27 protein-coding genes are annotated in these 26,421 nt (G+C 56.9%); 17 read left to right on the forward strand and 10 right to left on the reverse strand.

Annotated elements, in window-relative coordinates:
* Window positions 1–17: 17 nt before the first annotated feature.
* Window positions 18–1,343 (reverse strand): 30S ribosomal protein S12 methylthiotransferase RimO, encoded by a 1,326-nt coding sequence (gene rimO / locus LOC22_RS17770; RefSeq protein ID WP_017693743.1) that lies wholly within the window; start codon window positions 1,341–1,343, stop codon window positions 18–20.
* A 217-nt stretch (window positions 1,344–1,560) separates the two neighbouring features.
* Between rimO and bssR the strand changes: the two genes are divergently transcribed.
* Both bssR and LOC22_RS17780 read left to right on the forward strand, forming a co-directional pair.
* On the forward strand, window positions 1,561–1,944 hold the full coding sequence (gene bssR, locus LOC22_RS17775; RefSeq protein ID WP_003858412.1) for a biofilm formation regulator BssR: 384 nt from the start codon (window positions 1,561–1,563) through the stop codon (window positions 1,942–1,944).
* A 106-nt stretch (window positions 1,945–2,050) separates the two neighbouring features.
* A complete protein-coding gene (locus LOC22_RS17780; protein ID WP_017384889.1) occupies window positions 2,051–3,169 on the forward strand; it encodes a PQQ-dependent sugar dehydrogenase in 1,119 nt (372 codons plus the stop codon).
* Here the strand turns inward: LOC22_RS17780 and LOC22_RS17785 are convergent, their stop codons facing one another.
* Window positions 3,170–3,796 carry a glutathione S-transferase family protein gene (locus tag LOC22_RS17785; RefSeq protein WP_017384888.1) on the reverse strand — a complete coding sequence of 209 codons (627 nt, stop codon included), beginning with the start codon at window positions 3,794–3,796 and terminating at the stop codon, window positions 3,170–3,172.
* A gap of 243 nt (window positions 3,797–4,039) precedes the next feature.
* On the opposite strand from LOC22_RS17785, the gene dacC reads away from it, so the two are divergent.
* Window positions 4,040–5,245 (forward strand): serine-type D-Ala-D-Ala carboxypeptidase, encoded by a 1,206-nt coding sequence (gene dacC, locus LOC22_RS17790; RefSeq protein ID WP_023296184.1) that lies wholly within the window; start codon window positions 4,040–4,042, stop codon window positions 5,243–5,245.
* A gap of 84 nt (window positions 5,246–5,329) precedes the next feature.
* On the opposite strand, the gene deoR is transcribed toward dacC, so the two are convergent.
* The 3 genes from deoR to LOC22_RS17805 all read right to left on the reverse strand — a co-directional run bounded on the left by deoR (window position 5,330) and on the right by LOC22_RS17805 (window position 7,500).
* Window positions 5,330–6,088 carry a DNA-binding transcriptional repressor DeoR gene (gene deoR / locus LOC22_RS17795; RefSeq protein ID WP_017384886.1) on the reverse strand — a complete coding sequence of 253 codons (759 nt, stop codon included), beginning with the start codon at window positions 6,086–6,088 and terminating at the stop codon, window positions 5,330–5,332.
* Between the two features lie 67 nt (window positions 6,089–6,155).
* A complete protein-coding gene (gene ybjG / locus LOC22_RS17800) occupies window positions 6,156–6,764 on the reverse strand; it encodes an undecaprenyl-diphosphate phosphatase (protein ID WP_032653078.1) in 609 nt (202 codons plus the stop codon).
* Window positions 6,765–6,771: 7 nt separating this feature from the next.
* The gene (locus tag LOC22_RS17805) at window positions 6,772–7,500 is read right to left on the reverse strand and encodes a phosphatase PAP2 family protein (protein WP_032653080.1); all 729 of its coding nucleotides are present in this window, start codon (window positions 7,498–7,500) and stop codon (window positions 6,772–6,774) included.
* Window positions 7,501–7,667: 167 nt separating this feature from the next.
* On the opposite strand from LOC22_RS17805, the gene LOC22_RS17810 reads away from it, so the two are divergent.
* A complete protein-coding gene (locus LOC22_RS17810) occupies window positions 7,668–8,900 on the forward strand; it encodes an MFS transporter (protein WP_023303359.1) in 1,233 nt (410 codons plus the stop codon).
* A 90-nt stretch (window positions 8,901–8,990) separates the two neighbouring features.
* On the opposite strand, the gene LOC22_RS17815 is transcribed toward LOC22_RS17810, so the two are convergent.
* Together LOC22_RS17815 and LOC22_RS17820 are read right to left on the reverse strand one after the other, a co-directional pair.
* Window positions 8,991–9,803, reverse strand: coding sequence for a Cof-type HAD-IIB family hydrolase (locus tag LOC22_RS17815; RefSeq protein ID WP_045327996.1), 813 nt, complete (start codon window positions 9,801–9,803; stop codon window positions 8,991–8,993).
* Window positions 9,793–11,007 (reverse strand): MFS transporter, encoded by a 1,215-nt coding sequence (locus LOC22_RS17820; protein WP_040117426.1) that lies wholly within the window; start codon window positions 11,005–11,007, stop codon window positions 9,793–9,795. The genes LOC22_RS17815 and LOC22_RS17820 overlap by 11 nt, the downstream gene beginning before the upstream one ends.
* 82 nt (window positions 11,008–11,089) lie before the next feature.
* Here LOC22_RS17820 and LOC22_RS17825 point away from each other — a divergent pair, with 82 nt between their 5' ends.
* Complete coding sequence (locus LOC22_RS17825; RefSeq protein WP_032647831.1) at window positions 11,090–11,647, forward strand: TetR/AcrR family transcriptional regulator; 558 nt, start codon at window positions 11,090–11,092, stop codon at window positions 11,645–11,647.
* Between the two features lie 288 nt (window positions 11,648–11,935).
* Here LOC22_RS17825 and LOC22_RS17830 read toward each other — a convergent pair whose 3' ends face one another.
* Window positions 11,936–13,621 carry an aspartate:alanine antiporter gene (locus LOC22_RS17830; RefSeq protein ID WP_026080732.1) on the reverse strand — a complete coding sequence of 562 codons (1,686 nt, stop codon included), beginning with the start codon at window positions 13,619–13,621 and terminating at the stop codon, window positions 11,936–11,938.
* 274 nt (window positions 13,622–13,895) lie between these two features.
* On the opposite strand from LOC22_RS17830, the gene LOC22_RS17835 reads away from it, so the two are divergent.
* A complete protein-coding gene (locus LOC22_RS17835; protein ID WP_017384878.1) occupies window positions 13,896–14,270 on the forward strand; it encodes an inner membrane protein YbjM in 375 nt (124 codons plus the stop codon).
* 30 nt (window positions 14,271–14,300) lie between these two features.
* Here the strand turns inward: LOC22_RS17835 and LOC22_RS17840 are convergent, their stop codons facing one another.
* Window positions 14,301–14,570 (reverse strand): GrxA family glutaredoxin, encoded by a 270-nt coding sequence (locus LOC22_RS17840; RefSeq protein WP_006809455.1) that lies wholly within the window; start codon window positions 14,568–14,570, stop codon window positions 14,301–14,303.
* A gap of 185 nt (window positions 14,571–14,755) precedes the next feature.
* On the opposite strand from LOC22_RS17840, the gene nfsA reads away from it, so the two are divergent.
* The 11 genes from nfsA to LOC22_RS17895 all read left to right on the forward strand — a co-directional run bounded on the left by nfsA (window position 14,756) and on the right by LOC22_RS17895 (window position 25,520).
* Window positions 14,756–15,478: a nitroreductase NfsA gene (nfsA, locus tag LOC22_RS17845; RefSeq protein WP_015571015.1), complete on the forward strand. Its 723-nt coding sequence runs from the start codon at window positions 14,756–14,758 to the stop codon at window positions 15,476–15,478.
* 64 nt (window positions 15,479–15,542) lie between these two features.
* Entirely contained in the window at window positions 15,543–16,445 is a 903-nt protein-coding gene (gene rimK, locus LOC22_RS17850; protein WP_017693733.1) for a 30S ribosomal protein S6--L-glutamate ligase, read from the forward strand.
* Between the two features lie 63 nt (window positions 16,446–16,508).
* The gene (locus tag LOC22_RS17855; RefSeq protein WP_003858385.1) at window positions 16,509–16,985 is read left to right on the forward strand and encodes a YbjN domain-containing protein; all 477 of its coding nucleotides are present in this window, start codon (window positions 16,509–16,511) and stop codon (window positions 16,983–16,985) included.
* A gap of 350 nt (window positions 16,986–17,335) precedes the next feature.
* Window positions 17,336–18,448, forward strand: a complete 1,113-nt coding sequence (potF, locus tag LOC22_RS17860) for a spermidine/putrescine ABC transporter substrate-binding protein PotF (RefSeq protein WP_045339540.1) — start codon at window positions 17,336–17,338, stop codon at window positions 18,446–18,448.
* 143 nt (window positions 18,449–18,591) lie between these two features.
* Window positions 18,592–19,725 carry a putrescine ABC transporter ATP-binding subunit PotG gene (gene potG / locus LOC22_RS17865; protein WP_017693732.1) on the forward strand — a complete coding sequence of 378 codons (1,134 nt, stop codon included), beginning with the start codon at window positions 18,592–18,594 and terminating at the stop codon, window positions 19,723–19,725.
* Between the two features lie 9 nt (window positions 19,726–19,734).
* Entirely contained in the window at window positions 19,735–20,688 is a 954-nt protein-coding gene (gene potH / locus LOC22_RS17870; RefSeq protein ID WP_045142264.1) for a putrescine ABC transporter permease PotH, read from the forward strand.
* Window positions 20,685–21,530 carry a putrescine ABC transporter permease PotI gene (gene potI, locus LOC22_RS17875; protein ID WP_032668746.1) on the forward strand — a complete coding sequence of 282 codons (846 nt, stop codon included), beginning with the start codon at window positions 20,685–20,687 and terminating at the stop codon, window positions 21,528–21,530. The genes potH and potI overlap by 4 nt, the downstream gene beginning before the upstream one ends.
* Before the next feature lie 42 nt (window positions 21,531–21,572).
* On the forward strand, window positions 21,573–22,070 hold the full coding sequence (locus LOC22_RS17880) for a YbjO family protein (RefSeq protein WP_085929694.1): 498 nt from the start codon (window positions 21,573–21,575) through the stop codon (window positions 22,068–22,070).
* Between the two features lie 40 nt (window positions 22,071–22,110).
* Window positions 22,111–23,247 (forward strand): 23S rRNA (uracil(747)-C(5))-methyltransferase RlmC, encoded by a 1,137-nt coding sequence (gene rlmC / locus LOC22_RS17885; protein ID WP_063157868.1) that lies wholly within the window; start codon window positions 22,111–22,113, stop codon window positions 23,245–23,247.
* 112 nt (window positions 23,248–23,359) lie between these two features.
* Window positions 23,360–24,067, forward strand: a complete 708-nt coding sequence (locus LOC22_RS17890; protein ID WP_022650690.1) for a response regulator transcription factor — start codon at window positions 23,360–23,362, stop codon at window positions 24,065–24,067.
* Window positions 24,051–25,520 (forward strand): sensor histidine kinase, encoded by a 1,470-nt coding sequence (locus tag LOC22_RS17895; RefSeq protein WP_015571009.1) that lies wholly within the window; start codon window positions 24,051–24,053, stop codon window positions 25,518–25,520. The genes LOC22_RS17890 and LOC22_RS17895 overlap by 17 nt, the downstream gene beginning before the upstream one ends.
* A gap of 63 nt (window positions 25,521–25,583) precedes the next feature.
* On the opposite strand, the gene artJ is transcribed toward LOC22_RS17895, so the two are convergent.
* On the reverse strand, window positions 25,584–26,315 hold the full coding sequence (gene artJ, locus LOC22_RS17900) for an arginine ABC transporter substrate-binding protein ArtJ (protein WP_015571008.1): 732 nt from the start codon (window positions 26,313–26,315) through the stop codon (window positions 25,584–25,586).
* Window positions 26,316–26,421 lie beyond the last annotated feature (106 nt).

The raw sequence follows: 26,421 nt of genomic DNA on the forward strand, positions 1-26,421 counted from the left end.
AAAGGGAAGCAGGGTGTTTAAACCCGGCTACCCCACAGGTCATACTCATCCGCGTTTTCAACCTTCACGCGAATAATATCACCCGGCTTAACCTGTGTTTCCCCGTTCAGGTACACCGCGCCGTCGATTTCAGGCGCATCCGCCATGCTGCGGCCAATCGCGCCTTCTTCGTCCACTTCGTCGATAATCACCAGAATTTCGCGGCCCACTTTCTCCTGCAAGCGTTCAGCCGAGATCTGCTGTTGCAGCTGCATAAAGCGGTTCCAGCGCTCCTCTTTTACCTCTTCCGGCACCTGGTCCGCCAGCTCGTTGGCGGTTGCGCCTTCAACCGGGCTGTACTTGAAGCAGCCGACGCGATCCAGACGCGCCTCTTTCAGGAAGTCGAGCAGCATCTGGAAATCTTCTTCGGTTTCACCCGGGAAGCCGACAATAAAGGTGGAGCGCAGGGTCAGATCCGGGCAGATCTCACGCCACTGCTTGATGCGCGCCAGTTGGCGATCCACGGAGCCAGGACGTTTCATCAGCTTCAGAATGCGCGGGCTGGCGTGCTGTAGCGGGATATCCAGATACGGCAGGATTTTGCCTTCCGCCATCAGCGGGATCACATCGTCAACGTGCGGGTAAGGATAGACGTAGTGCAGGCGCGTCCAGATCCCGAGCTTAGCCAGCTGCTCGCACAGGCCGACCATGCTGGTTTTCACCGGCTCGCCGTTGTGGAAACCGGAGCGGTGTTTGACGTCCACACCGTAGGCGGAGGTGTCCTGGGAGATGACCAGCAGCTCCTTCACGCCCGCGTCGGCCAGGCGTTTGGCTTCTGCCAGCACCTCGCCAATCGGACGGCTCACCAGATCGCCACGCATCGACGGGATGATGCAGAAGGTACAGCGGTGGTTGCAGCCTTCGGAAATTTTCAGGTAGGCGTAGTGGCGCGGCGTCAGCTTCACGCCCTGTTCCGGCACCAGGCTCAGGAACGGGTTGTGCTTTGGTTTGGGGACGTAGTGATGAACATGTTCCAGCACCTGCTCGTAGCTGTGCGGGCCTGTGATCTCAAGCACTTTCGGGTGCACTTCGCGGATCTGATCCACCTTCGCGCCCAGGCAGCCGGTGACAATCACTTTGCCGTTTTCCGTCAGGGCTTCACCAATGGCTTCCAGTGACTCCTGGACCGCGCTGTCGATGAACCCGCAGGTGTTGACGATCACCATGTCGGCGTTGTCGTAGCTTGGCACCACGTCATAGCCTTCAGTGCGAAGTTCAGTCAGGATGCGTTCGGAGTCCACCAGGTTCTTCGGGCAGCCGAGGGAGACAAAGCCGATTTTCGGCGGGTGCGTAACATTGCTCATAGGTTAAAAATTCATCAATTATGGAGTTATCAGGGCGGGATTTTACAGCGTATCGCGGGGGATTTATACACTCTTGATGGCGCAGTTGAGGCGGGCAATCGTTGTAACATTGTAAAGAATGTTAATCAGTTATCGTTTATTGATCTCAGGCATTACATTGTACAAAAAATGACCTTATCCTTAATAAGGTAACATGGCTGACAGGGGAGGAAATAGCATGTCCGTTGACAGACTGAAACGCGATCTGCTTAACAAGCTGATCAACGCCCGAATCGACCTGGCCGCATATCTGCAACTCCGCAAGGCGAAAGGGTATATGTCAGTCAGCGAAAGCGAAAATCTGCGTGATAACTTCTTTGAACTTTGCAATTTCATGCGTGAAAAAGCACCCATCCTGAAAGCGCACTACGCTGAAAGCGAATTAGTGGCGCTGCGCCGCGCCGCCGAGGTGCTCTCCATCGCCGGAGTCTGTTTGATGAACGGACGTCACGACTGCCCGAATTTTATTGCCGTTAACGCGGAGAAGCTTGAAAACTGCCTGACCACGCTCGCGCTTTGCATCATGTGTCTGAACAAGCCGGAAACGCTTGCCCGGCACTGAACCCGGGGGAGGCAACTCCCCCTTCTGATTAAGCTTTTGTAAAAGTGGTAACGCACCCGGGAACAGTGGCTAATCTTTAAGCCATATGTCGATAAAGGAGTGCGTTATGCCTCGATCCTCGTTGATTTTCCTTCCAGTCTTGTTATTCCCGCTTTCACTGCTTGCAGCGCCTGAGACGGTTAAGGTCGACGTGCTACAGACAAAACTGGATCACCCCTGGTCGCTGGCGTTTCTGCCAGATAACAAGGGGCTGCTCATCACGCTCAAAGACGGGCAGCTTAAGCACTGGCAGGCTGGAAAAGGGCTCTCCGATCCGATTGTCGGCGTGCCGAAAGTGTGGGCGAGCGGCCAGGGCGGACTGCTGGACGTCGCGCTGGCCCCGGATTTTGCACAGTCACGGCGGGTCTGGCTCAGCTTCGCCGAGGCAGGTAATGATGGCAAAGCGGGTACCGCGGTGGGCTACGGGCGGTTGAGCGATGACCTTTCGCGCATTGAGGGCTTCCAGGTGGTGTTCCGACAGATGCCGAAGCTCTCTACCGGCAACCACTTTGGCGGACGGCTGGTGTTCGACGGCAAAGGCTATCTCTTTATTGGCCTGGGTGAAAACAACCAGCGCCCGACGGCGCAGGAGCTGGACAAGCTTCAGGGCAAGGTGGTGCGCCTGACGGAGGACGGAAAAGTGCCGCCGGATAATCCGTTTGTGAACACCGCCGGTGCGCGCCCGGAAATCTGGTCCTATGGCATTCGCAACCCGCAGGGGATGGCGATGAATCCGTGGAGCGACACGCTGTGGCTCAACGAACACGGACCACGCGGTGGGGATGAGATTAACATTCCTGAGAAGGGCAAAAACTACGGCTGGCCCCTGGCGACGCACGGGATCAATTACAGCGGCCTGAAAATCCCGGAAGCGAAAGGCGAGCACGTTGAGGGCACCGAAAAGCCGCTGTTTGTCTGGAAAGTATCGCCCGCCGTCAGCGGCATGGCGTTCTACAACAGCGACGTCTTCCCGCAGTGGAAAAACAAGCTGTTTATCGGCGCGCTGAAGGAGAAAGACGTCATCGTGCTGAGCGTGAAGGGCAATAGCGTGACGGAGGACGGACGCATTCTGGGCGATAAAGATCAGCGTATTCGCGATGTGCGCGTCGGGCCGGATGGCTATCTGTACGTGCTGACTGACGAGACGGACGGGCAACTGCTGAAAGTCAGCCCGTCCAGGTCGTAATCAGGTCACCGGGATCATCACCACGTTGCGATACGCCGGGCGCTCGCTAAGCTGCTGGATCCAGCGCTCCAGGTGAGGGCGCGGGCTCCAGCTAAGACCCATGTTAGTGAGGTTCCAGACGAAGGGGGCGACGGCGATATCGCCCACGCCGAAGGTGTCGCCGGAGAACCAGGCGTGCTTCGCCAGTTCGTCGTCCATCATCGCGAACAGGGATTCGCAGGCGTCCTGGGCGGCATGAATGGCGGGATAATCACGTTCGGCTTCCGGCGTGCGGACAAGCCCCATCAGGATCACCCGGTGCGTGGGGGAAAGCGTCTGGTTTGCCCAGTCCATCCATTTTTCGCCCTGCGCGCGGCGGGCTGGATTTTCAACCCACAGCCGACCCTGGCCGTACTGCGCGGCGAGATAACGCACGATGGTGTTGGACTCCCACAGCGTGGCGTCTGTCTCGTCATCGCGCAGCAACGGCACCAGTCCGTTTGGGTTCATCGCCAGATAGTCGGCGTCTTTATTCACCCCGAACGCCATGCCAGCCATGATTTGGTTGAACGGTAAATCCAGCTCCTCCAGCGTCCAGAGCACTTTCTTCACGTTAGTCGAATTGTTCCTGCCCCACAGCGTAATCATATTTACTCCCGATGAGATGTGAATCCGAGTCAGCTTTTCGCCATGGTGAGATAAACCTAACAATTACGCAACAGATGCTAAAAAAAACGCCGCAATCAAAGCGTATCTGAATGTTATTGCATAAACTTTAAAAACTTTACCTGGAACAGGTTTCTTTGAACGCTGTAGTGCGCTATTACTCATCGCTTCTTGCGACACGGTGATTGTGACGTGATTTTTAGAATGGACACTCGGGTGGCATTTATGACGCAAAAAACTTCTTCTCTGCGCAGCCTGGCGGCAGGCTCGGCGCTGCTTTTCCTTTTTGCCCCAACGCTCCATGCGGCGGAACAGACGGCGCCCGAAGCGCCGCCTGTCGATGCGCGCGCCTGGATCCTGATGGATTACGCCAGCGGGAAAGTGCTGGCGGAAGGTAACGCCGACGAAAAACTCGACCCGGCGAGCCTGACGAAAATTATGACCAGCTATGTTGTGGGCCAGGCGTTGAAAGCGGGCAAGATCAAGCTGGATGACATGGTCACCGTCGGCAAAGATGCCTGGGCGACGGGTAACCCGGCGCTGCGCGGCTCGTCCGTCATGTTCCTGAAGCCCGGCGATCAGGTCTCCGTTTCCGATCTGAATAAAGGGGTCATTATTCAGTCGGGAAATGATGCCTGTATTGCGCTGGCCGATTACGTCGCAGGCAGTCAGGACTCATTCATTGGGTTGATGAATGGCTACGCGCAAAAACTGGGTCTGACCAACACCACCTTTAAAACCGTTCACGGCCTGGATGCGCCCGGTCAGTTCAGTACCGCGCGCGATATGGCGCTGCTGGGCAAAGCGCTGATCCATGACGTGCCGGATGAGTACGCCATCCATAAAGAGAAAGAGTTTACCTTCAACAATATCCGCCAGCCTAACCGTAATCGTCTGCTCTGGAGCAGTAACGTTAACGTGGACGGCATGAAAACGGGGACGACCGCCGGGGCCGGATACAACCTGGTGGCTTCTGCGACGCAGGGCGACATGCGCCTGATCTCGGTGGTGCTGGGGACGAAAACCGACCGCATTCGTTTTAATGAATCCGAAAAACTGCTGACCTGGGGTTTCCGCTTCTTTGAAACCGTCACGCCGATTAAGCCGGACGCCACCTTCGTCAGCCAGCGCGTCTGGTTTGGGGATAAAAGTGAAGTGAACCTGGGGGCAGGTGAAGCGGGTTCCGTCACCATTCCACGCGGTCAGCTGAAAAACCTGAAAGCCAGCTATACCCTGACCGAGCCACAGCTGACCGCGCCGTTGAAAAAAGGCCAGGTGGTCGGGACGATAGATTTCCAGCTTAACGGCAAATCCATTGAGCAGCGTCCGCTGGTGGTGATGGAAGCGGTGGAAGAGGGGGGCTTCTTCAGCCGGATGTGGGACTTTGTGTTAATGAAGTTCCACGGCTGGTTTGGCAGCTGGTTCAGCTAGGTTTTTGCCGGGTGGCGCTGCGCTTACCCGGCCTTCGTTCGAGCTGTTGTAGGCCGGGTAAGCGAAGCGCCACCCGGCATAACCTCAATACATCAACTTCACCTGCTGCGCCTTTGCATACGACACCAGCTCGTCATCCGGGCGGCAATCACTGACGATGGCGTCAAAGCGCGACAGTTCCCCCATCCTTGCCGGACGAACCTTGCCAAATTTACTGTGATCAACCACCAGCACATGCTGCTGTGCGGCGTTGAGCGCCCACTGTTTCACCGGTAACTCTTCAAGATTAAAACAGGTTGCCCCCTGTTTCACATTCACACCCGCCGCAGAGTAAAAGGCGATATCCGGACATACATTGCTCAGCGTGTCCTGAATATTCAGCGGCTTGAAGATGGCGTTGCTGGCATGAAACTCGCCGCCGCACAAAATCACCCGGCACGCCGGTTTCTCCTGCAAGGCCAGGAAGGTGTTTAGCGAATAACAGACGGCGGTAAAGGGAACGGTGCTGTCGATGGCCTCGATGATCCACGGGGTTGTCGTACCGCAGTCAAAAAACAGCGTTTGATGCGGCTGCACCAGCGAGGCGGCGAGCCGCGCGGCTTTGCGCTTCTCTTCCACCAGGCGTGTTTTTTGATCGCTTAACAGATAATGGCTGGCGCTACGCGGCTCCAGAACAATATACCCGCCAAGCAGCACAACGGGGGCGCTGTCGCTGTTCAGATCGCGACGAATGGTCATTTCAGACACGCCAAGCAGGGTAGCGGCTTCCTTAAGATGCAGCTTATCGCTGCGCTTCAGCGCCTGAAGCAGCTGAGCAATGCGGTCATCGCGACGTGTTTCCATAGATCCTCGGGCTAAAAAAGTGAGCCCCCGCAGGGCGGGGGCTCAAGTGTAACCTGACGGACCGGGGTTAGTCACGTATCCAGCCTTTGCGGATCGGAAGGGCAAACAGAACGCGATAGGCCTGTGATAATCCACGATAAAGCGCCGGACCAAAGAGGCTCCACAGGATGGCTGCGCTGACGCAGCCCATCAGCCCCACCAGGAAACCGCCGACCATATCCAGCGGCCAGTGCACGCCCAGGTAGACGCGGGACCAGGCGATGGCGACCGCCACCCCCATCAGCACCATGCCAGACCACAGGCGATGCCAGAACAGGAAGGCCAGCGCAAAGGTGAAGATCACCGTGCCGTGATCGCTCGGGAACGAGTCATCCGGCGCATGGTGCAGGAAGTTGTAGCCGACGCGATCGACAAACGGACGATCGTGCGGAAAGGCGTGGCCCAGCACGTAGCTTGCCAGCACGCTCACGCCGATCGCCATCGCCATTTTGATCACCAGATGGCGCTGGGCGGTGACCTGTGTACGAGGTCCCCATAACCAGAGGATCACCGCCATCGCCGGTACAATGCTGATCACATCTTTCGCAATGAAGGTGGCGAGATCGATCATCCATTCCGGTGATGCTGGCGTGGCGTTGAGCAGGTAAAACAGTTCGTAGTTCAGATTTTCTAACATAATCTCGTTACTCTTTAGCAAACCAGGTGGAAACCAGCCCGTAAACCAGCACCTGGGAAAACCAGACCCACCACCCGGCCCACAGGTTGTGAGAGAAAAAATGCGCGCCGCGCATGACCTGGCCGAATCCCATCAGCAGCCCCATAACAACGCCTAACGCGACAAAGGACCATGCCAGGCGCGGACGTTCACGCCAGAAGGCAAAAAACAACCCCATCACCATAAACCCGCTTGAGGCGTGGCCGCCGGGAAAGCAGCGTCCCGGTCCGCTGTCTGCCGGAACGGCGCTGAACAGGGGATACGAGACGGCTTTGCCGCCATACTCCACCAGATCCCACGGACAGCTGTGGTGGCTTATGCTTTTCAGCACCCCAACTACCAGCGCCCCCAGCCCCATCAGAAGCGCGGCCGTCACCAGCCGGGCATTGCGTTTGTAAGCGCCGTAAATCAGCGATGCGGCAGCCAGCGCAATGGTCACATATTTCGCCAGCCGATGGTTCAGCAGATCCAGCAGCGGGTTTTGCTGTAGCGGGAAATGGTGCGTCGCCGCGTCATACCAGAAGCCGGTTATCCATCGGTCAAGCGATTCATCGCGCGAAAGCCAGGTAAAAAGCAGCGCAAGGACGATCAGCCCGAAAAGCTGATAACCATAAAAGCGGGCAGAAAAACGGTAAAGGCTTTTTGTCTTATTTGTCGGTAACTTAGATAATTCTGAAGGGCTGACGGCGTGTGTCATAGTTTCGGTCAATAACGTGAAATAGCACTATCATAGGGAGGGCAACTTAAGGAAACCTTAAACAACAACGATAAGTGCCTTATTTCTGTGTTTTCACGTGATTATGCTATCTCAGACAGCGGCAATTCATTACACTCATCGCGATTTTTTCATACTAAAGAGATTGCATGATAAACCGTTCTTCTTCCGGTAATCGTCTGGGTCGTCAGGCGTTACTTTTTCCTCTGTGTCTGGTGCTTTACGAATTCTCTACCTACATCGGCAACGACATGATCCAGCCAGGCATGCTGGCTGTGGTTGAGCAGTACAACGCAGGTATTGAGTGGGTACCTACATCCATGACCGCCTATCTGGCGGGCGGCATGTTTTTACAGTGGCTTTTAGGGCCGCTGTCGGATCGTATTGGCCGCCGCCCGGTGATGCTGACGGGCGTGGTGTGGTTTATCGTCACCTGTCTCGCCACGCTGCTGGCGCAGAACATTGAGCAATTCACGCTGCTGCGTTTCCTTCAGGGCGTGAGCCTGTGCTTTATTGGCGCCGTGGGCTACGCCGCTATTCAGGAGTCGTTTGAGGAGGCGGTATGTATCAAAATAACCGCGCTGATGGCGAACGTGGCGCTGATTGCGCCGCTTCTGGGGCCGCTGGTGGGAGCCGCATGGGTCCACGTTGCGCCGTGGGAAGGGATGTTCGTCCTCTTTGCCGCGCTTGCGGCCATCTCTTTCTTTGGGCTGCACCGTGCGATGCCGGAGACCGCCACCCGCCTGGGCGAAAAGCTCTCGCTTAAAGAGCTGGGGCGTGACTATAAGGCGGTGCTGCAAAACGGTCGTTTTGTCGCGGGCGCGCTGGCGACGGGCTTTGTCAGCCTACCGCTGCTGGCGTGGATTGCCCAGTCGCCGGTCATTATCATCAGCGGCGAACAGCTTAGCAGCTATGAGTATGGCCTGTTACAGGTGCCGATTTTTGGCGCGCTGATTATCGGTAACCTGGTGCTGGCGCGTCTGACGTCCCGCCGTACCGTACGTTCGCTGATTATTATGGGGGGCTGGCCCATAGCGGCAGGGCTGATTATCGCGGCGGTGGCGACCGTAGTCTCGTCCCATGCGTACCTGTGGATGACGGCGGGGCTGAGCGTTTATGCGTTTGGTATTGGCGTGGCGAATGCCGGCCTGGTGCGCCTGACGCTGTTCGCCAGTGAAATGAGTAAAGGCACGGTGTCTGCCGCGATGGGGATGCTGCAAATGCTGATTTTCACCGTCGGTATTGAGGTGAGCAAGCATGCCTATGCTTTCGGCGGTAACGGACTGTTCAGCCTGTTTAACCTCGCCAACGGCGTGCTGTGGATTGCCCTGATGGTGGTATTCCTGAAAGACAAACGCGTCGGAAACGCCCTGCAACCGTAATTCTTATTCCCTCTCCCCCGTGGGCGAGCTCGGGACAGTCCCCTCTCCCTGTGGGAGAGGGTTAGGGTGAGGGCACCAGAGCGCACGGAATCAATTAAACGGCGCCCTCCCATCCAGCACCCTATCAATTACGTCCAGCACCCCTTCGTCATTATTGTTCGGCGCTTCATAGCGGGCCACCGCTTTAATATGCGGTCTGGCATTGGCCATCGCGAAGCCATACCCTGCCTGGCGCAGCATCTCCACGTCGTTACCGCTGTCGCCAAAGGCCACCACTTCACTGTCCTCAATGCCCCAGCGCGCTTGCAGGATCCGCAGGCCGTTAGCTTTGTGCACGCCGGGGATAATCAGGTCGATACTGCCGTGTCCCGTGGTCACCGGCACCATGATGTCGCCAAGCTTCTCATGCAGCAGCGCCTGAATGCGCGGAATTTCGTCGTCAGAGACGTTAAGCCCGAATTTGAAGAAAATATCGTTGAGGTTGTCAAAGCTGCTGACGCTTTCAAGGCGGTGATAGTATTTCGCAGCAATCTCTTTGAAGAGGTCGTTATACGTTTTCAGCGTGTAGGCGCTGTTTTTTCCGCAGGCAATTATCTCTATGCCGGGCACGTCGTTTAACAGGGTGGCGACGGTCAGAAAATGCTCTTTCGACAGTTCGCCGTTAAACACGTCTTCGCCCGCATCCACCACCCAGCCGCCGTTTTCGGCAACGAAGGCAATTTCATGGGCGATCTCCGGGAAAAATGAGATCAGCTGGTAGTACTGGTTTCCGCTGGCGACCACAAAACGGATGCCTTGCGCTTTCATGCGCGCGTACTGCGCCAGAAAACGCGCGCGGTTATAGGTTTTCGCATCGCTCAGGAAGGAGCCATCCATGTCGACTGCAATCAGTTTAACGCTCATATCCCTTCTCCATTGACGTTGTTTCTGCTTCCGGTTTTGCCACCGCTCGCGCCACCAGGGCGGCAATAATGACTAACCCTAATACCACCAGCATCGCGCTGCGTAACCCGTAGTGCTCACCGAGGAATCCAAGCAGCGGCGGGCCCACCAGGAAAGCGAGGTAGCCCGTGGTCGCCACGACGCTCACGCGCGTCGGCGCGTCGGGGCCGGTATCGCTGGCAGCGGAAATGGTCAGCGGGAAGCCAAGGGAGGCGCCCAGTCCCCACAGGATCACCGACACGCCGGCAATCCAGTCCACATCCACAAAGATAATCATCGCGATGCCCAGCCCACCCAGCAGGGCGCTGGCACGGACGACAGCCACGCGGCTGTAACGGTCGATAAACCAGCCCCCGGTAAAGCGTCCGACGGTCATGCCGAGCGTAAACCCGGCGTAAATCAGCGAGCCGGAGGTGGGGCTAAATCCGTGCCCGTCCACCATCAGCAACGGTAGCCAGTCGTTGGCGGAGCCTTCAGCAAACGCCATCGCCAGTACCACCACGCCAATCAGCATCAGCTGGAAATCGCGATAGAAGGGCAACCCTTTTGCCGCAGACTTCTGTTCGTCCGAGGCATTTTGTCCTGTGCCAGCGGGAATAGCCCTGATGCCGGTGAGGATCGGGATAATACAGACCAGCGCCGCGAGTAAAATGTGCACATTGGCCGCAATGCCCAGCGCCGTCAGCGCCATCCCCACGCCCGCACCAGCCAGCGTGCCGAGGCTGTAAAAGCCATGCATCATCGGCAGCACCGTTTTGTTCATCGCCTGTTCAACGGAGGCCCCCTCGACGTTAATGGCCACTTCCGCCGCACCAAAGCTGCCGCCAAATACCATCAGGCCAAGGGCAAACATCAGCGGCGAGGCGAACCACAGCGCCACGCTCAGACCGAGCATTCCCACCACGGCGCAGCACATGGTGGTGCGGATCACCGCGCGCGTGCCAAAGCGTTTCACCAGCCAGGCCGAGCAGAGAATGCCGCTCATCGAGCCAATCGACAGGCCAAACAGCACGATCCCCATCTCCGCCGTCGAAACGGATAGCGTATCGCGGATTGCCGGGGTGCGCGTTGCCCAGGAAGCCATCAGCAGCCCAGGGATGAAGAAGAACATAAACAGCGCCCACATGCGCAGATGCAGGGCTTTGCGAGGAGAAGTTAGCGTCATTGGGATCAGCACCAGAAGTACAACAATAGCGACAACACTAGCAACTTTGTGTACATTTGTACATAAACCGGATGAGGATTTTATGAGCAGACCACCGAACGACCCTAACCGCCGCGAGAAGATACTCCAGGCGACGCTGGACACCATTGCTGAGCACGGTATTCATGCCGTCACGCACCGCAAAATTGCTACCTGCGCAGGCGTGCCGCTGGGGTCGATGACCTACTATTTCGACGGGATGGAGTCGCTTCTGGAGGAGGCATTCACGTGGTTTACGCAGCAGATGTCTCAGCAGTACCGGGATTTCTTCGCGGGGGTTACGGGGCGCGAGAGGGCGTGCGAGGCGATTACCACGCTGATCCACAGTTCAGCCGTGACCACGCCACACAATATGGCGCTGATGTATCAGCTGTACGCGTTTATGCACCGCAGCGCCGCGCTGAAAACGGTGATGCAGGACTGGATGAAGATGAGCCAGGCTACGCTGGAGCAGTGGTTTGATCCGGCCACCGCCCGCGCGCTGGATGCGTTTATCGAGGGGATGACGCTGCATTTTGTGACCGATCGGTCGCCGTTAACTCGGGAGGAGATCCGGGTGATGGTGGGGCGAATTGCCCGTGAGCAGATGCCACGCGATTAGCAGAAGGGCACCATGATGTTACCGGCCCAAAACTTTTGCCTGGAGTCGATTCGACTACCCTACTTACCGGGTGACGGCTTCGCCTTACACGGCCTACAATCCTGAATCTTAAATTTGTATTTCTTCAGGCAACAAAAAACCCATCAACCTTGAACCAAAACGGCGGGGTTGATGGGCTCCACAAATTGGGGACATCAAAGAAAAGCAGTGGCACTAGTTATGACTGCACCCTGCGTAAAAAGTTCTGCGCGTAACGAAAATTTTTTGTGCCACACGCAAACTTGAGATTTATCCGAGTCCTGGCCAGATAATGATGATCAGCGTACCTGCCAGCGTCAGCAGCACGTTGGCGATCGCGTACGTGCCTGCATAGCCCAGCGCCGGAATATTGCTGCGCGCGGTGTCGCTGATGATCTCCATCGCAGGTGCGCAGGTGCGCGCGCCCATCATCGCGCCGAAGAGCAGGGCGCGGTTCATGCGCAGCACGTAGGCGCCGAAGAGGAAACAGATCACCACCGGTACCAGGCTGACGATAAGTCCGGAAACCAACATTTGCCAGCCGACCGCGCCCAGGCCGTTGCCAATGCCGCTCCCGGCGCTTAAGCCGACACCCGCCATAAAGACCATCAGACCGAACTCTTTCACCATGTTCAGCGCCCCCTGAGGGATATAGCCGAAGGTGGGATGGTTCGCTCGCAGGAAGCCCAGCATGATCCCGGCGAACAGCAGACCGGCTGCGTTACCAATGCCGAAGCTAAAGTTGCTGAACTGGAAGGTTATCATCCCGATCATCAGGCCGACAATGAAGAAGGCGCAGAAGGCTAACAGGTCCGTCACCTGGCTGTGGATCGAGATAAAGCCGATACGGTCGGCAACGGTTTTAACCCGTCGGGCATCGCCGCTGACCTGCAACACATCGCCTTTATTGAGCACCACGTTATCGTCGATAGGCATTTCAATCTGGCTGCGGATCACGCGGTTGAGGAAACAACCGTGGTCGGTCAGCTTCAGCTGTGCCAGACGGCGGCCCACGGCGTTGTGGTTTTTCACCACAATCTCTTCGGTGACGATACGCATGTCCAGCAGGTCGCGGTCAAACACCTCTTTCCCGTTGCGGAAGCTCGGATCGAGACGCGCGTGGGCGTCCGGGTAGCCAACAAGGGCGATGTCATCGCCCATCTGGAGCACCGCGTCACCGTCCGGGTTTGCCAGAATGCCGTTACGACGGATACGTTCGATGTAGCAGCCGGTCTGACGGTAGATCCCCAGCTCGCGCAGGTTTTTCCCGTCGGTCCAGGCAACCAGCTCCGGCCCGACGCGGTAGGCGCGGATCACCGGCAGGTAAACTTTACGTTTGGAGTCCGTGTCCAGGCCGCGCTCGCGGGCGATGGTCTGGGCGCTGGTCTGGAGATCCTGATGCTGAAGTTTTGGCAGATAGCGCGCGCCAACAATCAGGCTCACCAGACCAATCAGATAGGTCAGGGCATAGCCCAGACTCAGGTTGTCCAGCGCGGAGGAAAGCTGCGTGCCTGCCATGCCAGAATGACGAAGCGTATCCCCCGCGCCAACAAGCACCGGCGTGGAGGTCATCGAGCCTGCCAGCATACCGGCCGTTAAGCCGATGTCCCAGCCAAACAGTTTGCCCAGCCCTAACGCAATCAGCAGGGCGCTGCCGACCATCACCAGCGCCAGCATCAGGTAATTTTTGCCGTCTCGGAAGAAAATGGAAAAAAAGTTCGGACCAGCTTCCACGCCTACGCAAAAAATAAACAGCATGAAACCTAAGTTAAGCGCGTCCGTGTTAATACTGAAATGTTGTTGACCTAATAACAGGGAGACGACTAAAACGCCAATGGAATTACCAAGTTGAACTGAACCCAGGCGTAATTTACCCAGACAAAGGCCCAGCGCCAGTACCACAAATAATAACAGGATGTAATTCCCATTTAACAAGTCTGCGACGTTTATATTCACGGAGGCTAACTTCTTGTTTACCAGTAAGTTGTTGAATGAAAGGACTATTTGGGCTACTGTTTTCAGAGTCAGGGAATCACTTTGCATCTCCCTGCTTCCTGATAAATACCCTAAACACTAGCAGTCGGTTAGTTTAATCGTAATAGCTACCGACAGCCACCTATTATCGCACGACTTCTGTGCGTGCTTTGGCAAGGATTGCCGCATTGCTTTATCTGACTGGGCGTCCACCGGACGATTTTTGTATTTGATAGAGATAAGTCAGGAGGATAGTTTGAACTTTAAACGAAACTGGGCTGGCGTAATCAGCTGTTTTTTGCTGTTTACGGTCGTTTGCATGTCGCTCGCTTTTAACGTGAAAGGCGCCTTCAGAGCGTCCGGTCATCCCGAGCTGGGCCTGTTGTTCTTCATCCTGCCGGGGGTAGTCGCTGGTTTTCTCTCGCGTAAAGGCGAGGTGGTGATGCCGCTTATTGGGGCAATGCTTGCGGCCCCGCTCTGCCTGCTTCTGATGCGCGTGCTGTTTCTCTCGTCGAGAAGCGTCTGGCAGGAAGTGGCGTGGCTACTGAGTGGCGTTTTCTGGTGTGCGCTGGGCGCGCTCTGTTTCTTATTTACGCGCAGCCTGCTGCAACAGCGGAAGCACCGTAAATAAAAACGCCCTCAGGGTGAGGGCGTCTTCGCATTACTGAGCCGCAAACAGGCCCAGGTGTTCTTTGGCGTAGGCCTCAAAATCGGTGCAGCCGCCGATGTGTTTCTGATCGAGGAAGATCTGCGGCACGGTTTCAACCGGTTTACCCACGGTTTTTTCCAGATCGGCTTTAGTGATGCCTTCCGCGTGGATATCCACGTAACGGAAGTTGAAATCATCACGTTCTTCAGTCAGTTTCTCTGCCAGCTCTTTCGCGCGTACACAGTAAGGGCATCCTGGACGACCAAAAATTACTGCAAACATTTCTCTCTCCTCAAAAAACAAGCCTGACGGCGAATAGCGCCTATAGTGCACGATAACCTGCCGTCATGGAAAGAAGGTTTCACCTGTCACTTTGATACAGTCAGGCTATGTTTCGCCAATTACATCAGGTGGATCATTGCCTATACTGGCTGCCATACGTTTTACGCAACACAAAGAGAGACAAAATGACGCCAACCATTGACCTGCTTCGTTCCCACCGTTCCATTCGCCATTTCACCGATGAGCCGATTACCCAGGCGCAGCGGGAAGCGATCATCGACAGCGCAAGAGGCACCTCCAGCTCCAGCTTTTTGCAGTGCAGCTCCATTATCCGCATCACCGATCCGGCGATGCGTGAGCAGCTGGTAACGCTGACGGGCGGACAAAAGCACGTTGCCCAGGCGGCTGAGTTCTGGGTGTTCTGCGCCGATTTTAACCGTCATCTACAAATCTGCCCCGAGGCCGAGCTGGGGCTGGCGGAACAGCTGCTGCTGGGCGTGGTGGATACGGCGCTGATGGCGCAAAACGCGTTCACGGCGGCGGAATCGCTGGGGCTTGGCGGCGTCTATATTGGCGGGCTGCGTAACAACATCGAAAGCGTGACGGAACTGCTGAAGCTGCCGAAACACGTGCTGCCGCTGTTTGGTCTGTGCCTCGGCTGGCCGGCGGATAACCCGGATCTGAAACCGCGCATTCCTGCTGCGATGCTGGTGCATGAAAACCACTACCAGCCGGTCGACCAGGACGTTCTGCATCAATACGATGAAGAGCTGGCGAACTACTATCTGACGCGCGACAGCAACAACCGCCGCGACACCTGGAGCGACCATATTCGTCGCACCATCATCAAAGAGAACCGCCCGTTCATTCTCGACTACCTGCACAAACAGGGCTGGGCAACGCGGTAGTCCATTCCTCCTGCGCCTCGTGTATGATAGGCAGGCTTTTACCATGTCTTTAGAGAGGTGCAGGGTGAAAATTGCCATATTGTCCCGGGATGGAACGCTCTATTCATGTAAACGCCTGCGAGAAGCGGCGGCGAAACGCGGACATCAGATTGAGATCCTCGATCCGATGTCCTGCTATATGAACATCGACCCTGCGGCATCGTCGATTCATTACAAAGGCCGCAAACTCCCGCATTTTGATGCGGTGATCCCCCGCATTGGCTCCCAGATCACCTATTACGGTACGGCTGCGCTGCGCCAGTTTGAAATGCTGGGAAGCTATCCGCTCAACGAGTCCGTGGCGATCTCACGCGCCCGCGATAAGCTGCGCTCGCTGCAACTGCTGGCGCGCCAGGGGATCGATCTGCCCGTCACCGGGATTGCCCACTCCCCGGACGACACCAGCGATTTAATCGACATGGTGGGCGGTGCGCCGCTGGTTATTAAGCTGGTGGAAGGTACGCAGGGTATTGGGGTGGTACTGGCGGAGACGCGTCAGGCGGCGGAAAGCGTGATCGACGCGTTTCGCGGTCTGAATGCCCATATTCTGGTGCAGGAGTATATTAAAGAGGCCAACGGGTGCGACATCCGCTGCTTTGTGGTGGGCGATGAAGTGGTGGCCGCCATAGAGCGGCAGGCAAAAGAGGGCGACTTCCGCTCTAACCTGCACCGCGGCGGTATCGCGCGGGTGGCCCTTATTAGCGAGCGCGAGCGCGAGATTGCTGTGAAAGCAGCGCAGACGCTGGGCCTGGACGTGGCGGGGGTCGATCTGCTGCGTGCCGGGCGCGGGCCGCTGGTGATGGAAGTCAACGCCTCGCCGGGGCTGGAAGGGGTGGAAAAAACCACAGGCGTCGATATTGCAGGTAAAATGATCGCATGGATTGAACGCCATGCTACGCCGGGATTTTGCCTGAAAACGGGCGGTTAAATGGATCGGCGCGCACTTTTTGCGTAATCTGGACAACGTTTTTATTTAAGAGGCTGCACAGCGATGGATTTACAGGTCGTACCTACACTGGATACGTTACGTCAATGGCTCGATGATGCCGGTATTACTTTCTTCGAATGCGACTCCTGCCAGGCGCTGCATCTGCCTCACATGCAAAATTTCGACGGCATTTTCGATGCCAAAATCGATCTGATCAACGACGTGATCCTTTTCTCCGCGCTGGCCGAAGTAAAGCCTTCAGCGCTGCTGGCGCTGGCCTCTGATCTGTCAGCGATCAACGCCAGTTCTTTGACGGTGAAAGCGTTTCTCGACATACAGGATGATAATCTGCCAAAGCTGGTGGTTTGCCAGTCTTTATTCTCCGGCGCGGGGCTCTCCTTCAAGCAGTTCGCCTGGTTTATGCGCCTGAGCGAAGAGCAAATTTCCATGGTAATGATGGAAGCCAACGCACATCACCTGCTGTATAGCGCGGAAGATGACGCCGAGAATAATGATGCATCTCCCAATTTTCTCCACTAAGCCTGTCTGACTTTTGCGCAGTCGCTGCCAGAGCGGCTGCATAACACCGTTTTTTCTGCTGCTTTTAACCTTTCTTTAAAGAGTTTTTCACCTCCTCTGCGGCCGTTTCGGCTTATCACGTAGACATAATCTGCATAAAAAATTGATAAAAGGCGTTTTTTCGTCTGGGCTATAGCCGGAGACACGGGCTACAGTTATTCTTGCGGTGCTTAAAAAAGCGAGCGGAACCTGCCGGAATGAGGGGGGTATTTTATTTCGGGCAGAGCGACAAACTATGCATGATTATTGCATATCTTCAGGCTGCACAGATTTGGTTCGTTTGTTAACGAACTTTCAGAAGGAATAACAATATGATCGCCTTGAATAAAAAATGGTTATCGGGTCTGGTTGCGGGTGCTCTGATGGCCGTCTCTGCCGGCACGCTCGCTGCGGAACAAAAAACGCTGCACGTCTATAACTGGTCTGACTATATTGCGCCGGACACCGTCGCGAATTTTGAAAAAGAGACCGGCATTAAGGTTGTCTACGACGTATTCGATTCCAACGAAGTGCTGGAAGGCAAACTGATGGCGGGCAGCACCGGTTTCGATCTGGTGGTGCCGTCGGCAAGCTTCCTGGAGCGTCAGCTGACCGCCGGTGTCTTCCAGCCGCTGGACAAGAGCAAATTACCAAACTGGAAAAACCTCGATCCGGACGTGCTGAAGCTGGTGGCGAAGCACGATCCGGAGAATAAATACGCGATGCCTTACCTGTGGGCGACCACCGGTATTGGCTATAACGTGGATAAAGTCAAAGCGGCGCTGGGCCCGGACGTCAAGCTGGACAGCTGGGACGTGGTGCTGAAGCCGGAAAACCTCGAGAAGCTGAAAAGCTGCGGCGTCTCTTTCCTTGATGCGCCGGAAGAGATTTTCGCCACCGTGCTTAACTATCTCGGCAAAGATCCAAACAGCAGCAAGGCTGACGACTACACCGGTCCGGCGACTGACCTGCTCCTGAAGCTGCGTCCGAATATTCGCTACTTCCACTCCTCTCAGTACATCAATGACCTGGCTAACGGGGATATCTGCGTGGCCATCGGCTGGGCGGGCGACGTCTGGCAGGCGGCGAACCGCGCGAAAGAGGCGAAAAACGGCGTGAATGTTTCCTACTTCATTCCGAAGGAGGGGGCGCTGGCGTTCTTCGACGTCTTCGCGATGCCGGCTGATGCGAAAAATAAAGAGGAAGCGTATCAGTTCCTCAACTACCTGATGCGTCCGGACGTGATTGCCCACATCAGCGACCATGTCTACTACGCCAACGGTAACAAGGCCTCCGTGCCGCTGGTGAGCGAAGATATCCGCAATAATCCGGCGATCTACCCGCCAGCCGATGTGTTTGCCAAGCTGTTCACCCTGAAAGTGCAGGAACCAAAAATTGACCGTGTGCGTACCCGCGCGTGGACCAAGGTGAAAAGCGGTAAGTAACGGCGTTTGATATCGTTGCCCGGTGGCGCTGTTGCTTACCGGGCCGACAGATCCCGTAGGCCGGGCAAGCGTTAGCGCCGCCCGGCGATGCGCACCCTGACGGTGCGTTTGCACCAGTGTTGATCTATGCCGGAGAACACCCCGTGAATGACGCGATCCCCCGCCCGCAGGCGAAAGTCCGTAAAGCGCTGACCCCGCTTCTTGAAATTCGTAACCTCACCAAATCCTTCGACGGCCAGCATGCCGTGGACGATGTCAGCCTGACGATCTACAAAGGTGAAATTTTTGCTTTGCTCGGCGCATCGGGCTGCGGCAAATCCACACTGCTGCGTATGCTGGCAGGCTTTGAACAGCCTACCGCCGGGCAGATCGTGCTGGATGGGGTAGACCTCTCCAGCGTGCCGCCGTACCAGCGGCCCATAAACATGATGTTCCAGTCCTATGCCCTGTTCCCGCACATGACCGTTGAGCAGAACATCGCCTTCGGCCTGAAGCAGGACAAACTGCCGAAAGCCGAAATCACCGCGCGCGTGGCAGAGATGCTGAGCCTGGTGCATATGCAGGAGTTTGCGAAGCGTAAGCCGCATCAGCTTTCCGGCGGCCAGCGTCAGCGCGTGGCGCTGGCAAGAAGTCTGGCGAAGCGTCCAAAATTATTACTGCTCGACGAGCCGATGGGCGCGCTGGATAAAAAGCTGCGCGACCGGATGCAGCTGGAAGTGGTGGATATCCTCGAGCGCGTGGGGGTGACCTGCGTGATGGTGACTCATGACCAGGAAGAGGCGATGACCATGGCCGGGCGCATTGCGATCATGAATCGCGGTAAGTTCGTGCAGATCGGCGAGCCGGAAGAGATCTATGAACACCCGACAACCCGCTACAGCGCGGAGTTCATCGGCTCGGTGAACGTCTTCGAAGGGCTACTGAAGGAACGCCAGGACGACGGTCTGGTGATTGAATCGCCGGGGCTGGTGCACCCGCTGAAGGTTGATTCTGATAACTCCGTGGTGGACAACGTGCCGGTTTACGTTGCCCTGCGCCCGGAAAAAATCATGCTTTGCGATGAGCCGCCCGCCGATGGCTATAACTTTGCCGTGGGCGAAGTGGTGCACATTGCCTATCTCGGCGATCTGTCGATTTACCATGTGCGCCTGAAAAGCGGCCAGATGCTCAGCGCCCAGTTACAGAACGAACACCGGTATCGCAAGGGACAGCCAACCTGGGGCGACGAAGTGAGCCTCTGCTGGGATGCGGACAGTTGCGTAGTCCTGACGGTATAAGGAGCGGCCATGAGCACATTTGAACCACCAGCCCGCGTCAAAAAACCGGGCGGTTTCGCGCTCTGGCTGGCGCGCATGCAGATGGCGCATGGCCGCAAGCTGGTCATCGCCATGCCCTATATCTGGCTGATCCTGCTGTTTCTGCTGCCGTTCCTGATCGTCTTTAAGATCAGCCTGGCGGAGATGGCGCGGGCGATCCCACCGTATACCGATCTGTGGGAGTGGGCCGACGGGCAGCTGACGCTGACCTTAAACCTCGGTAATTTCCTGCAACTGACCGACGATCCGCTCTATTTCGAAGCCTATTTGCAGTCGTTACAGGTTGCGGCTATTTCTACGATTTGCTGCTTGTTGATGGGCTACCCGCTGGCGTGGGCAGTGGCGCACAGCAAGCCGTCGACGCGAAATATTTTACTGCTGTTGGTCATTTTACCGTCGTGGACGTCGTTCCTGATCCGCGTGTACGCGTGGATGGGGATCCTGAAGAATAACGGCATATTGAATAACTTCCTGCTGTGGCTTGGGGTCATCGACCAGCCGCTGACGATCCTGCACACCAACCTTGCGGTGTATATCGGGATTGTCTATGCCTATCTGCCGTTTATGGTGCTGCCGATCTATACGGCGCTGACGCGAATCGATTACTCGCTGGTGGAAGCCTCGCTGGATCTCGGCGCACGCCCGTTGAAGACTTTCTTCAGCGTCATTGTGCCGCTCACCAAAGGCGGGATCATCGCCGGATCGATGCTGGTATTTATCCCGGCGGTCGGGGAGTTTGTGATCCCGGAACTGCTCGGCGGCCCGGACAGCATCATGATTGGCCGCGTGCTGTGGCAGGAGTTCTTCAATAACCGCGACTGGCCGGTGGCCTCGGCGGTGGCGATCGTCATGTTACTGCTGCTGATCGTGCCGATCATGTGGTTCCACAAACATCAGCAGAAACAGATGGGAGACCACGGATGAACAACTTACCGGTAGTACGCTCCCCGTGGCGAATTGCGATCCTGATGATCGGCTTTACCTTCCTGTATGCGCCAATGCTGATGCTGGTGATCTACTCGTTCAACAGCTCTAAGCTGGTCACCGTCTGGGCGGGCTGGTCCACGCGCTGGTACAGCGAGCTGTTCCACGATGATGCGATGATGAGCGCGGTGGGGCTGAGCCTGACCATTGCGGCGCTGGCGGCGACGATGGCCTGCGTGCTGGGCACGATTGCCGCGCTGGTGATGGTGCGCTTTGGCCGTTTCCGCGGGGCGAATGGTTTCGCGTTTATGATCACCGCCCCGCTGGTTATGCCGGACGTCATCACCGGCCTGTCGCTACTGCTGCTGTTTGTCGCGCTGGCGCACGCCATCGGCTGGCCAGCGGATCGCGGGATGCTCACCATCTGGCTGGCACATGTCACCTTCTGTACGGCGTATGTGGCGGTGGTGATCTCCTCGCGGCTGCGCGAGCTGGATCGCTCCATTGAAGAGGCGGCGATGGATCTCGGCGCAACGCCGCTGAAGGTCTTTTTCATCATCACGCTGCCGATGATTATGCCGGCGGTGATCTCCGGCTGGCTGCTGGCGTTCACGCTCTCGCTCGACGATCTGGTTATCGCCAGCTTTGTGTCGGGGCCGGGCGCGACGACGCTGCCGATGCTGGTCTTCTCCAGCGTGCGGATGGGGGTGAATCCGGAGATCAACGCCCTGGCGTCCATCATCCTTGGCGTGGTCGGAATTGTCGGATTTATCGCCTGGTATTTGATGGCGCGCGCGGAAAAACAGCGTGTGCGCGATATCCAGCGTGCAAGACGCGGCTGAAGGAATTACTATTTCCAGTGATGTGCCGCGTATGACGCGGCACTGTTTTTCAGGGAAGTAAAAACATTGGGATTCTTACAAAAAACACGTCATTCGCACGCTCGTCCGAACGTCCCTGCACTGGTGCAGGTGGCGGCGCTCGCCATTATTATGATCCGCTGCCTGGATGTGCTGATGATAATGAACACGCTGGGTCCGCGCGGAATGGGGGAATTTATTCACCGCAGCGCGCAGACGTGGAATCTGACGCTGGTGTTTCTCAGCAGCCTGATGCTGGTGTTTATTGAGATCTACTGTGCGTTCTCGCTGGTGAAAGGACGTAACTGGGCGCGCTGGGTGTATCTGCTTACGCAGATCACCGCCGCAGGCTACCTGTGGGCCGCCTCGCTGGGCTATGGCTATCCGGAGCTGTTCAGCATACCCGGTGAGTCGCGACGCGAGATTTTCCATTCACTGGTGATGCAAAAACTGCCGGATATGCTGGTGCTCTGCCTGCTTTATCTCCCGGCTTCCAGTCGGCGGTTCTTCCGCCTGCAATAATGTGTATAATCGCAGCCCTCGTGTTTCTTAAGGTTTTCATATGCAGTGCGCACTCTATGACGCCGGACGCTGCCGCTCCTGTCAGTGGATAGAACAGCCGGTCTCTCAACAACTCACCGCCAAAATGGCCGACCTGCAACAGCTGCTGACAGCACATGCGGTGGGCGAGTGGTGCGCACCCGTCAGTGGCCCGGAACAGGGCTTTCGCAATAAAGCCAAAATGGTGGTCAGCGGCAGCGTTGAAAAGCCGCTGCTGGGGATGCTGCACCGCGACGGCACGCCGGAAGATTTAACCGACTGCCCGCTATATCCCGCCTCGTTTGAGCCGGTGTTTAGCGCGCTGAAACCGTTTATCGCCCGGGCGGGGTTAACGCCCTATAACGTTGCCCGCAGGCGCGGCGAGCTGAAATACCTTTTGCTGACCGAAAGCCAGATCGACGGCGGGATGATGCTGCGCTTTGTGCTGCGTTCGGAAAACAAGCTGGAGCAGCTGCGCGCGGCGCTTCCAGGGTTGCAGGAACAGCTTCCGCAGCTCAAGGTTATCACCGCAAATATTCAGCCGGTGCATATGGCGATCATGGAAGGGGAAAAAGAGATTTTCTTCACCGAACAGTATGCCCTGGCGGAGAGCTTTAACGGCGTGCCGCTGTGGATCCGTCCGCAAAGCTTCTTTCAGACTAACCCCACCGTCGCCAGCGCGCTGTATGCCACCGCGCGCGACTGGGTGCGTGCGTTACAGGTTCATCACATGTGGGATCTGTTCTGCGGCGTCGGCGGCTTTGGCCTGCACTGTGCCACGCCAGACATGCAGCTCACCGGAATTGAGATCTCCGCCGAAGCGATTGCCTGCGCGAAGCAGTCCGCCGCGGAGCTGGGGCTGACGAATCTGCACTTCCAGGCGCTAGACTCGACCCGGTTCGCCACCGGACAGGGCAACGTGCCGGAGCTGGTGCTGGTGAACCCACCGCGCCGGGGTATCGGCCAGGCGCTCTGCGACTACCTGAGCCAGATGGCGCCGGAGTACATTGTCTACTCCAGCTGTAACGCGCAGACCATGGCGAAGGATATCGCCAGCCTGCCGGGCTACCGCATTGCGCGCGTTCAGCTTTTCGATATGTTCCCCCATACCGCCCATTATGAAGTGTTGACGTTGTTAACCAAAGCGCAGGCCGGGTAAGGCGAAGCCGCCACCCGGCATAAACCCCGCACAATGTTCAACAAAATGTGAACTCTTCCCCCGCTCGAAATCAGGTAAGCTTACGTCATAACAAATGATTGAAGGCTTACCCATGAAGCAGATCCTGCTGGTAGAAGATGACCACGATATCGCGGCACTCCTGCGTCTTAACCTGGAAGATGAAGGCTATGCCATTACCCACGAGCCCGACGGGGGCAACGCCTTACAGCGTCTTGAAACACAGCCGTGGGACGCGGTGATCCTCGATCTGATGCTGCCGAATGTTGATGGTCTGGAGATTTGCCGCCGTATCCGCCAGATGACCCGCTACCTGCCCATTATCATCATTAGCGCCCGCAGCAGTGAAACTGACCGTATTACTGGCCTGGAAACAGGGGCGGATGATTATCTGGCAAAACCTTTCTCGGTGCAGGAGCTGATTGCCCGCATTAAGGCGCTGTTTCGCCGTCAGCAGGCGATGGGCCAGGCGCAGACGGACGGCATTATTCAGGCGCACGGACTGACTATCGATCCGCTGGCGCGCACCGTGCGCCTTAACGGTCAACACGTCGATCTCACCCCGCGCGAATTTGAACTGCTCTATTTCTTTGCCCGCCATCCCGGAGAGGTCTTTTCGCGGCTGGCACTGCTGGAGCAGGTATGGGGGTATCAGCACGAAGGCTACGAACACACCGTCAATACCCACATTAACCGCCTGCGCATTAAAATAGAGAAAGATGCCGCCGAGCCGGAGATCGTTCGCACCGTCTGGGGCAAAGGCTACAAATTTGCGGAGCAGAATCATGATGCGTCGCTTTAGCCTGAGCCAGCGCCTGACGCTGCTGTTTACGGCGTTACTGCTGCTCTGCGCCACCGTCGCCTGTGCGGTGCAGCTCTACAGTAGCATGCAGTACGGCAATGCGATGGTGCAGCGGCTCTCCGGTGGGCTGGCGCAGCAGATTGTGCAGCGGGAAGCGATTCTGGATGCGCAGGGCAGGGTGGATCGCAGCGCCTTAAAACCGCTGTTCGACCGGCTGATGACCTTTAATCCGAGCGTCGAGCTGTATGTTGTCTCGCCAGATGGCGATATCCTGGCCGATGCCGCCCCGCCGGGGCACATTCAGCGGCAAAAAATTGACCTCGTGCCGATACAGAATTTCCTCAGCGGGACGGTGATGCCGGTGTTTGGCGACGATCCCCGAAGCCAGAATAAGAAAGTCTTCAGCGCCACCCCGCTGCGGCAGGACGGTGAGCTGAAGGGGTATCTGTACATTATTTTGCAGGGGGAGGAGTCCAACGCGCTGGCGGAGATGGCCTGGCACAAAGCGCTCTGGAGTACGGCGCTGTGGTCGATGCTGCTGGTGGCGCTGTTTGGTCTGCTGGCGGGGTTGCTGCTCTGGTACTGGGTGACGCGCCCGGTTAAAGAGCTCACGCTGGACGTGGCCGGGCTGGAGCAGGACAGCATCAGCGCGATTAAGCAGCTGGCGGCCCAGCCGCTTGAGCCTGCCGGCCAGGATGAAGTGGCGATCCTGCGCAATACCTTTATCGAGCTGGCGCGCAAAATCACCTCTCAGTGGGATCGGCTGGCCGACAGCGACCGCCAGCGCCGGGAGTTTATCGCCAACATTTCGCACGACTTACGCACCCCGCTGACGTCGCTGCTGGGTTATCTGGAAACGCTGTCGCTGAAATCCGCAACGCTGTCGCCGCAGGAGCATCAGCAGTACCTCGCTACCGCGCTGCGTCAGGGGCAAAAGGTACGCCATCTGTCGCAGCAGCTGTTCGAGCTGGCGCGTCTTGAGCACGGCGGCATCAAGCCCCAGCGCGAGCGTTTTGCCATGGCTGAACTGATTTCCGACGTGGCGCAAAAGTTTGAACTCGCTGCCCGCACGCGTGAGTTAAATCTGCACATTGACGTCCCGGGTCCGCTGCCGCAGGTGTTGGCCGATGTTTCCATGATTGAACGGGTGGTGACGAATCTGCTGGATAATGCGATACGCCATACCCCAGCAGGTGGAGACATTCGTCTGGCGGTGTGGCAGGAGAACGACCGGTTACAGGTTGAAGTGGCCGACAGCGGAACGGGTGTTGATGCCGCATTACGGGACGATCTGTTCCAGCGTCCGTCAGCGTTAAATCCACAGGCCTCGCGGGAGCACCGGGGCGGGTTAGGGCTGTTAATCGTGAAAAGAATGCTGGAGCTGCACGGCGGGGGGATCAGGCTGATGGAGTCCGTGAGCGGGGCACGGTTCAGGTTCTTTGTGCCGCTTTAAGAAATTGCCGGGTGACCTGGCCTACAGACCACCCCCGTAGGCCAGGTCACCCGGCAAAAAAGGTTATTGCGGGAACCACTGCTCGCTGATTTTCTGGTATGTGCCGTCAGCTTTGATCGCTTTCAGCGCGCCGTTCAGTTTCTCAAGCAGAGCCTTGTTATCCGGACGCACGGCAATACCGAGGCCAGTGCCGAAATACTGCGGATCGGTCACTTTCTCCGTCGCTGTACCCAGCTGCGGGTTGGTTTTCAGCCACTCATTCACGACCGCGGTGTCGCCAAATACGCCATCAATACGGCCATTTTTCAGGTCGATAATGGCGTTCTGGTAGCTGTCGTAGGCCACGGTTTTCACTTCAGGATGCTTGTCCTGGAGGTATTTCTGGTGTGTGGTGCCGTTCTCCATGCCGATGCGCTTGCCTTTCAGCTCGTCGAAAGATTTATAAGCCCCTTTCTTCGCAATCACCACCGCAGAGTTCGCGTAGTACGGGTCGGTGAACGCGACCTGCTTGCTGCGCTCTGGCGTGATGTCCATGCCGGAGATCACCGCGTCGTACTTTTTAAATTTCAGGGACGGGATCAGGCTGTCAAATGCGTGGTTAGTAAAGGTGCAGTCGGCCTGCATCTGCTTGCACAGCGCTTTCGCCAGGTCGATGTCGAAGCCGACGATCTGGTTGCTGGCATCCAGCGATTCAAACGGCGGATAGGTGGCAGAAACGCCGAAATTGATTTTATCGGCGGCGGATGCGCCAGCGGCGAAGGTTGCGAGTAATGCGGCCAGAACTAACTTTTTCATTGTAATGCTCCCGTCTGTCAATCTTGTCATTATGCGCCGTGTCTGCGGCATGGATGTACAATGCCACTCAATGAATTTATATGCAATAAATATGATTAAATATTAT

The sequence above is a fragment of the Enterobacter sp. AN-K1 genome, from assembly GCF_020971765.1.
Classification (GTDB): domain Bacteria; phylum Pseudomonadota; class Gammaproteobacteria; order Enterobacterales; family Enterobacteriaceae; genus Enterobacter; species Enterobacter hormaechei_C.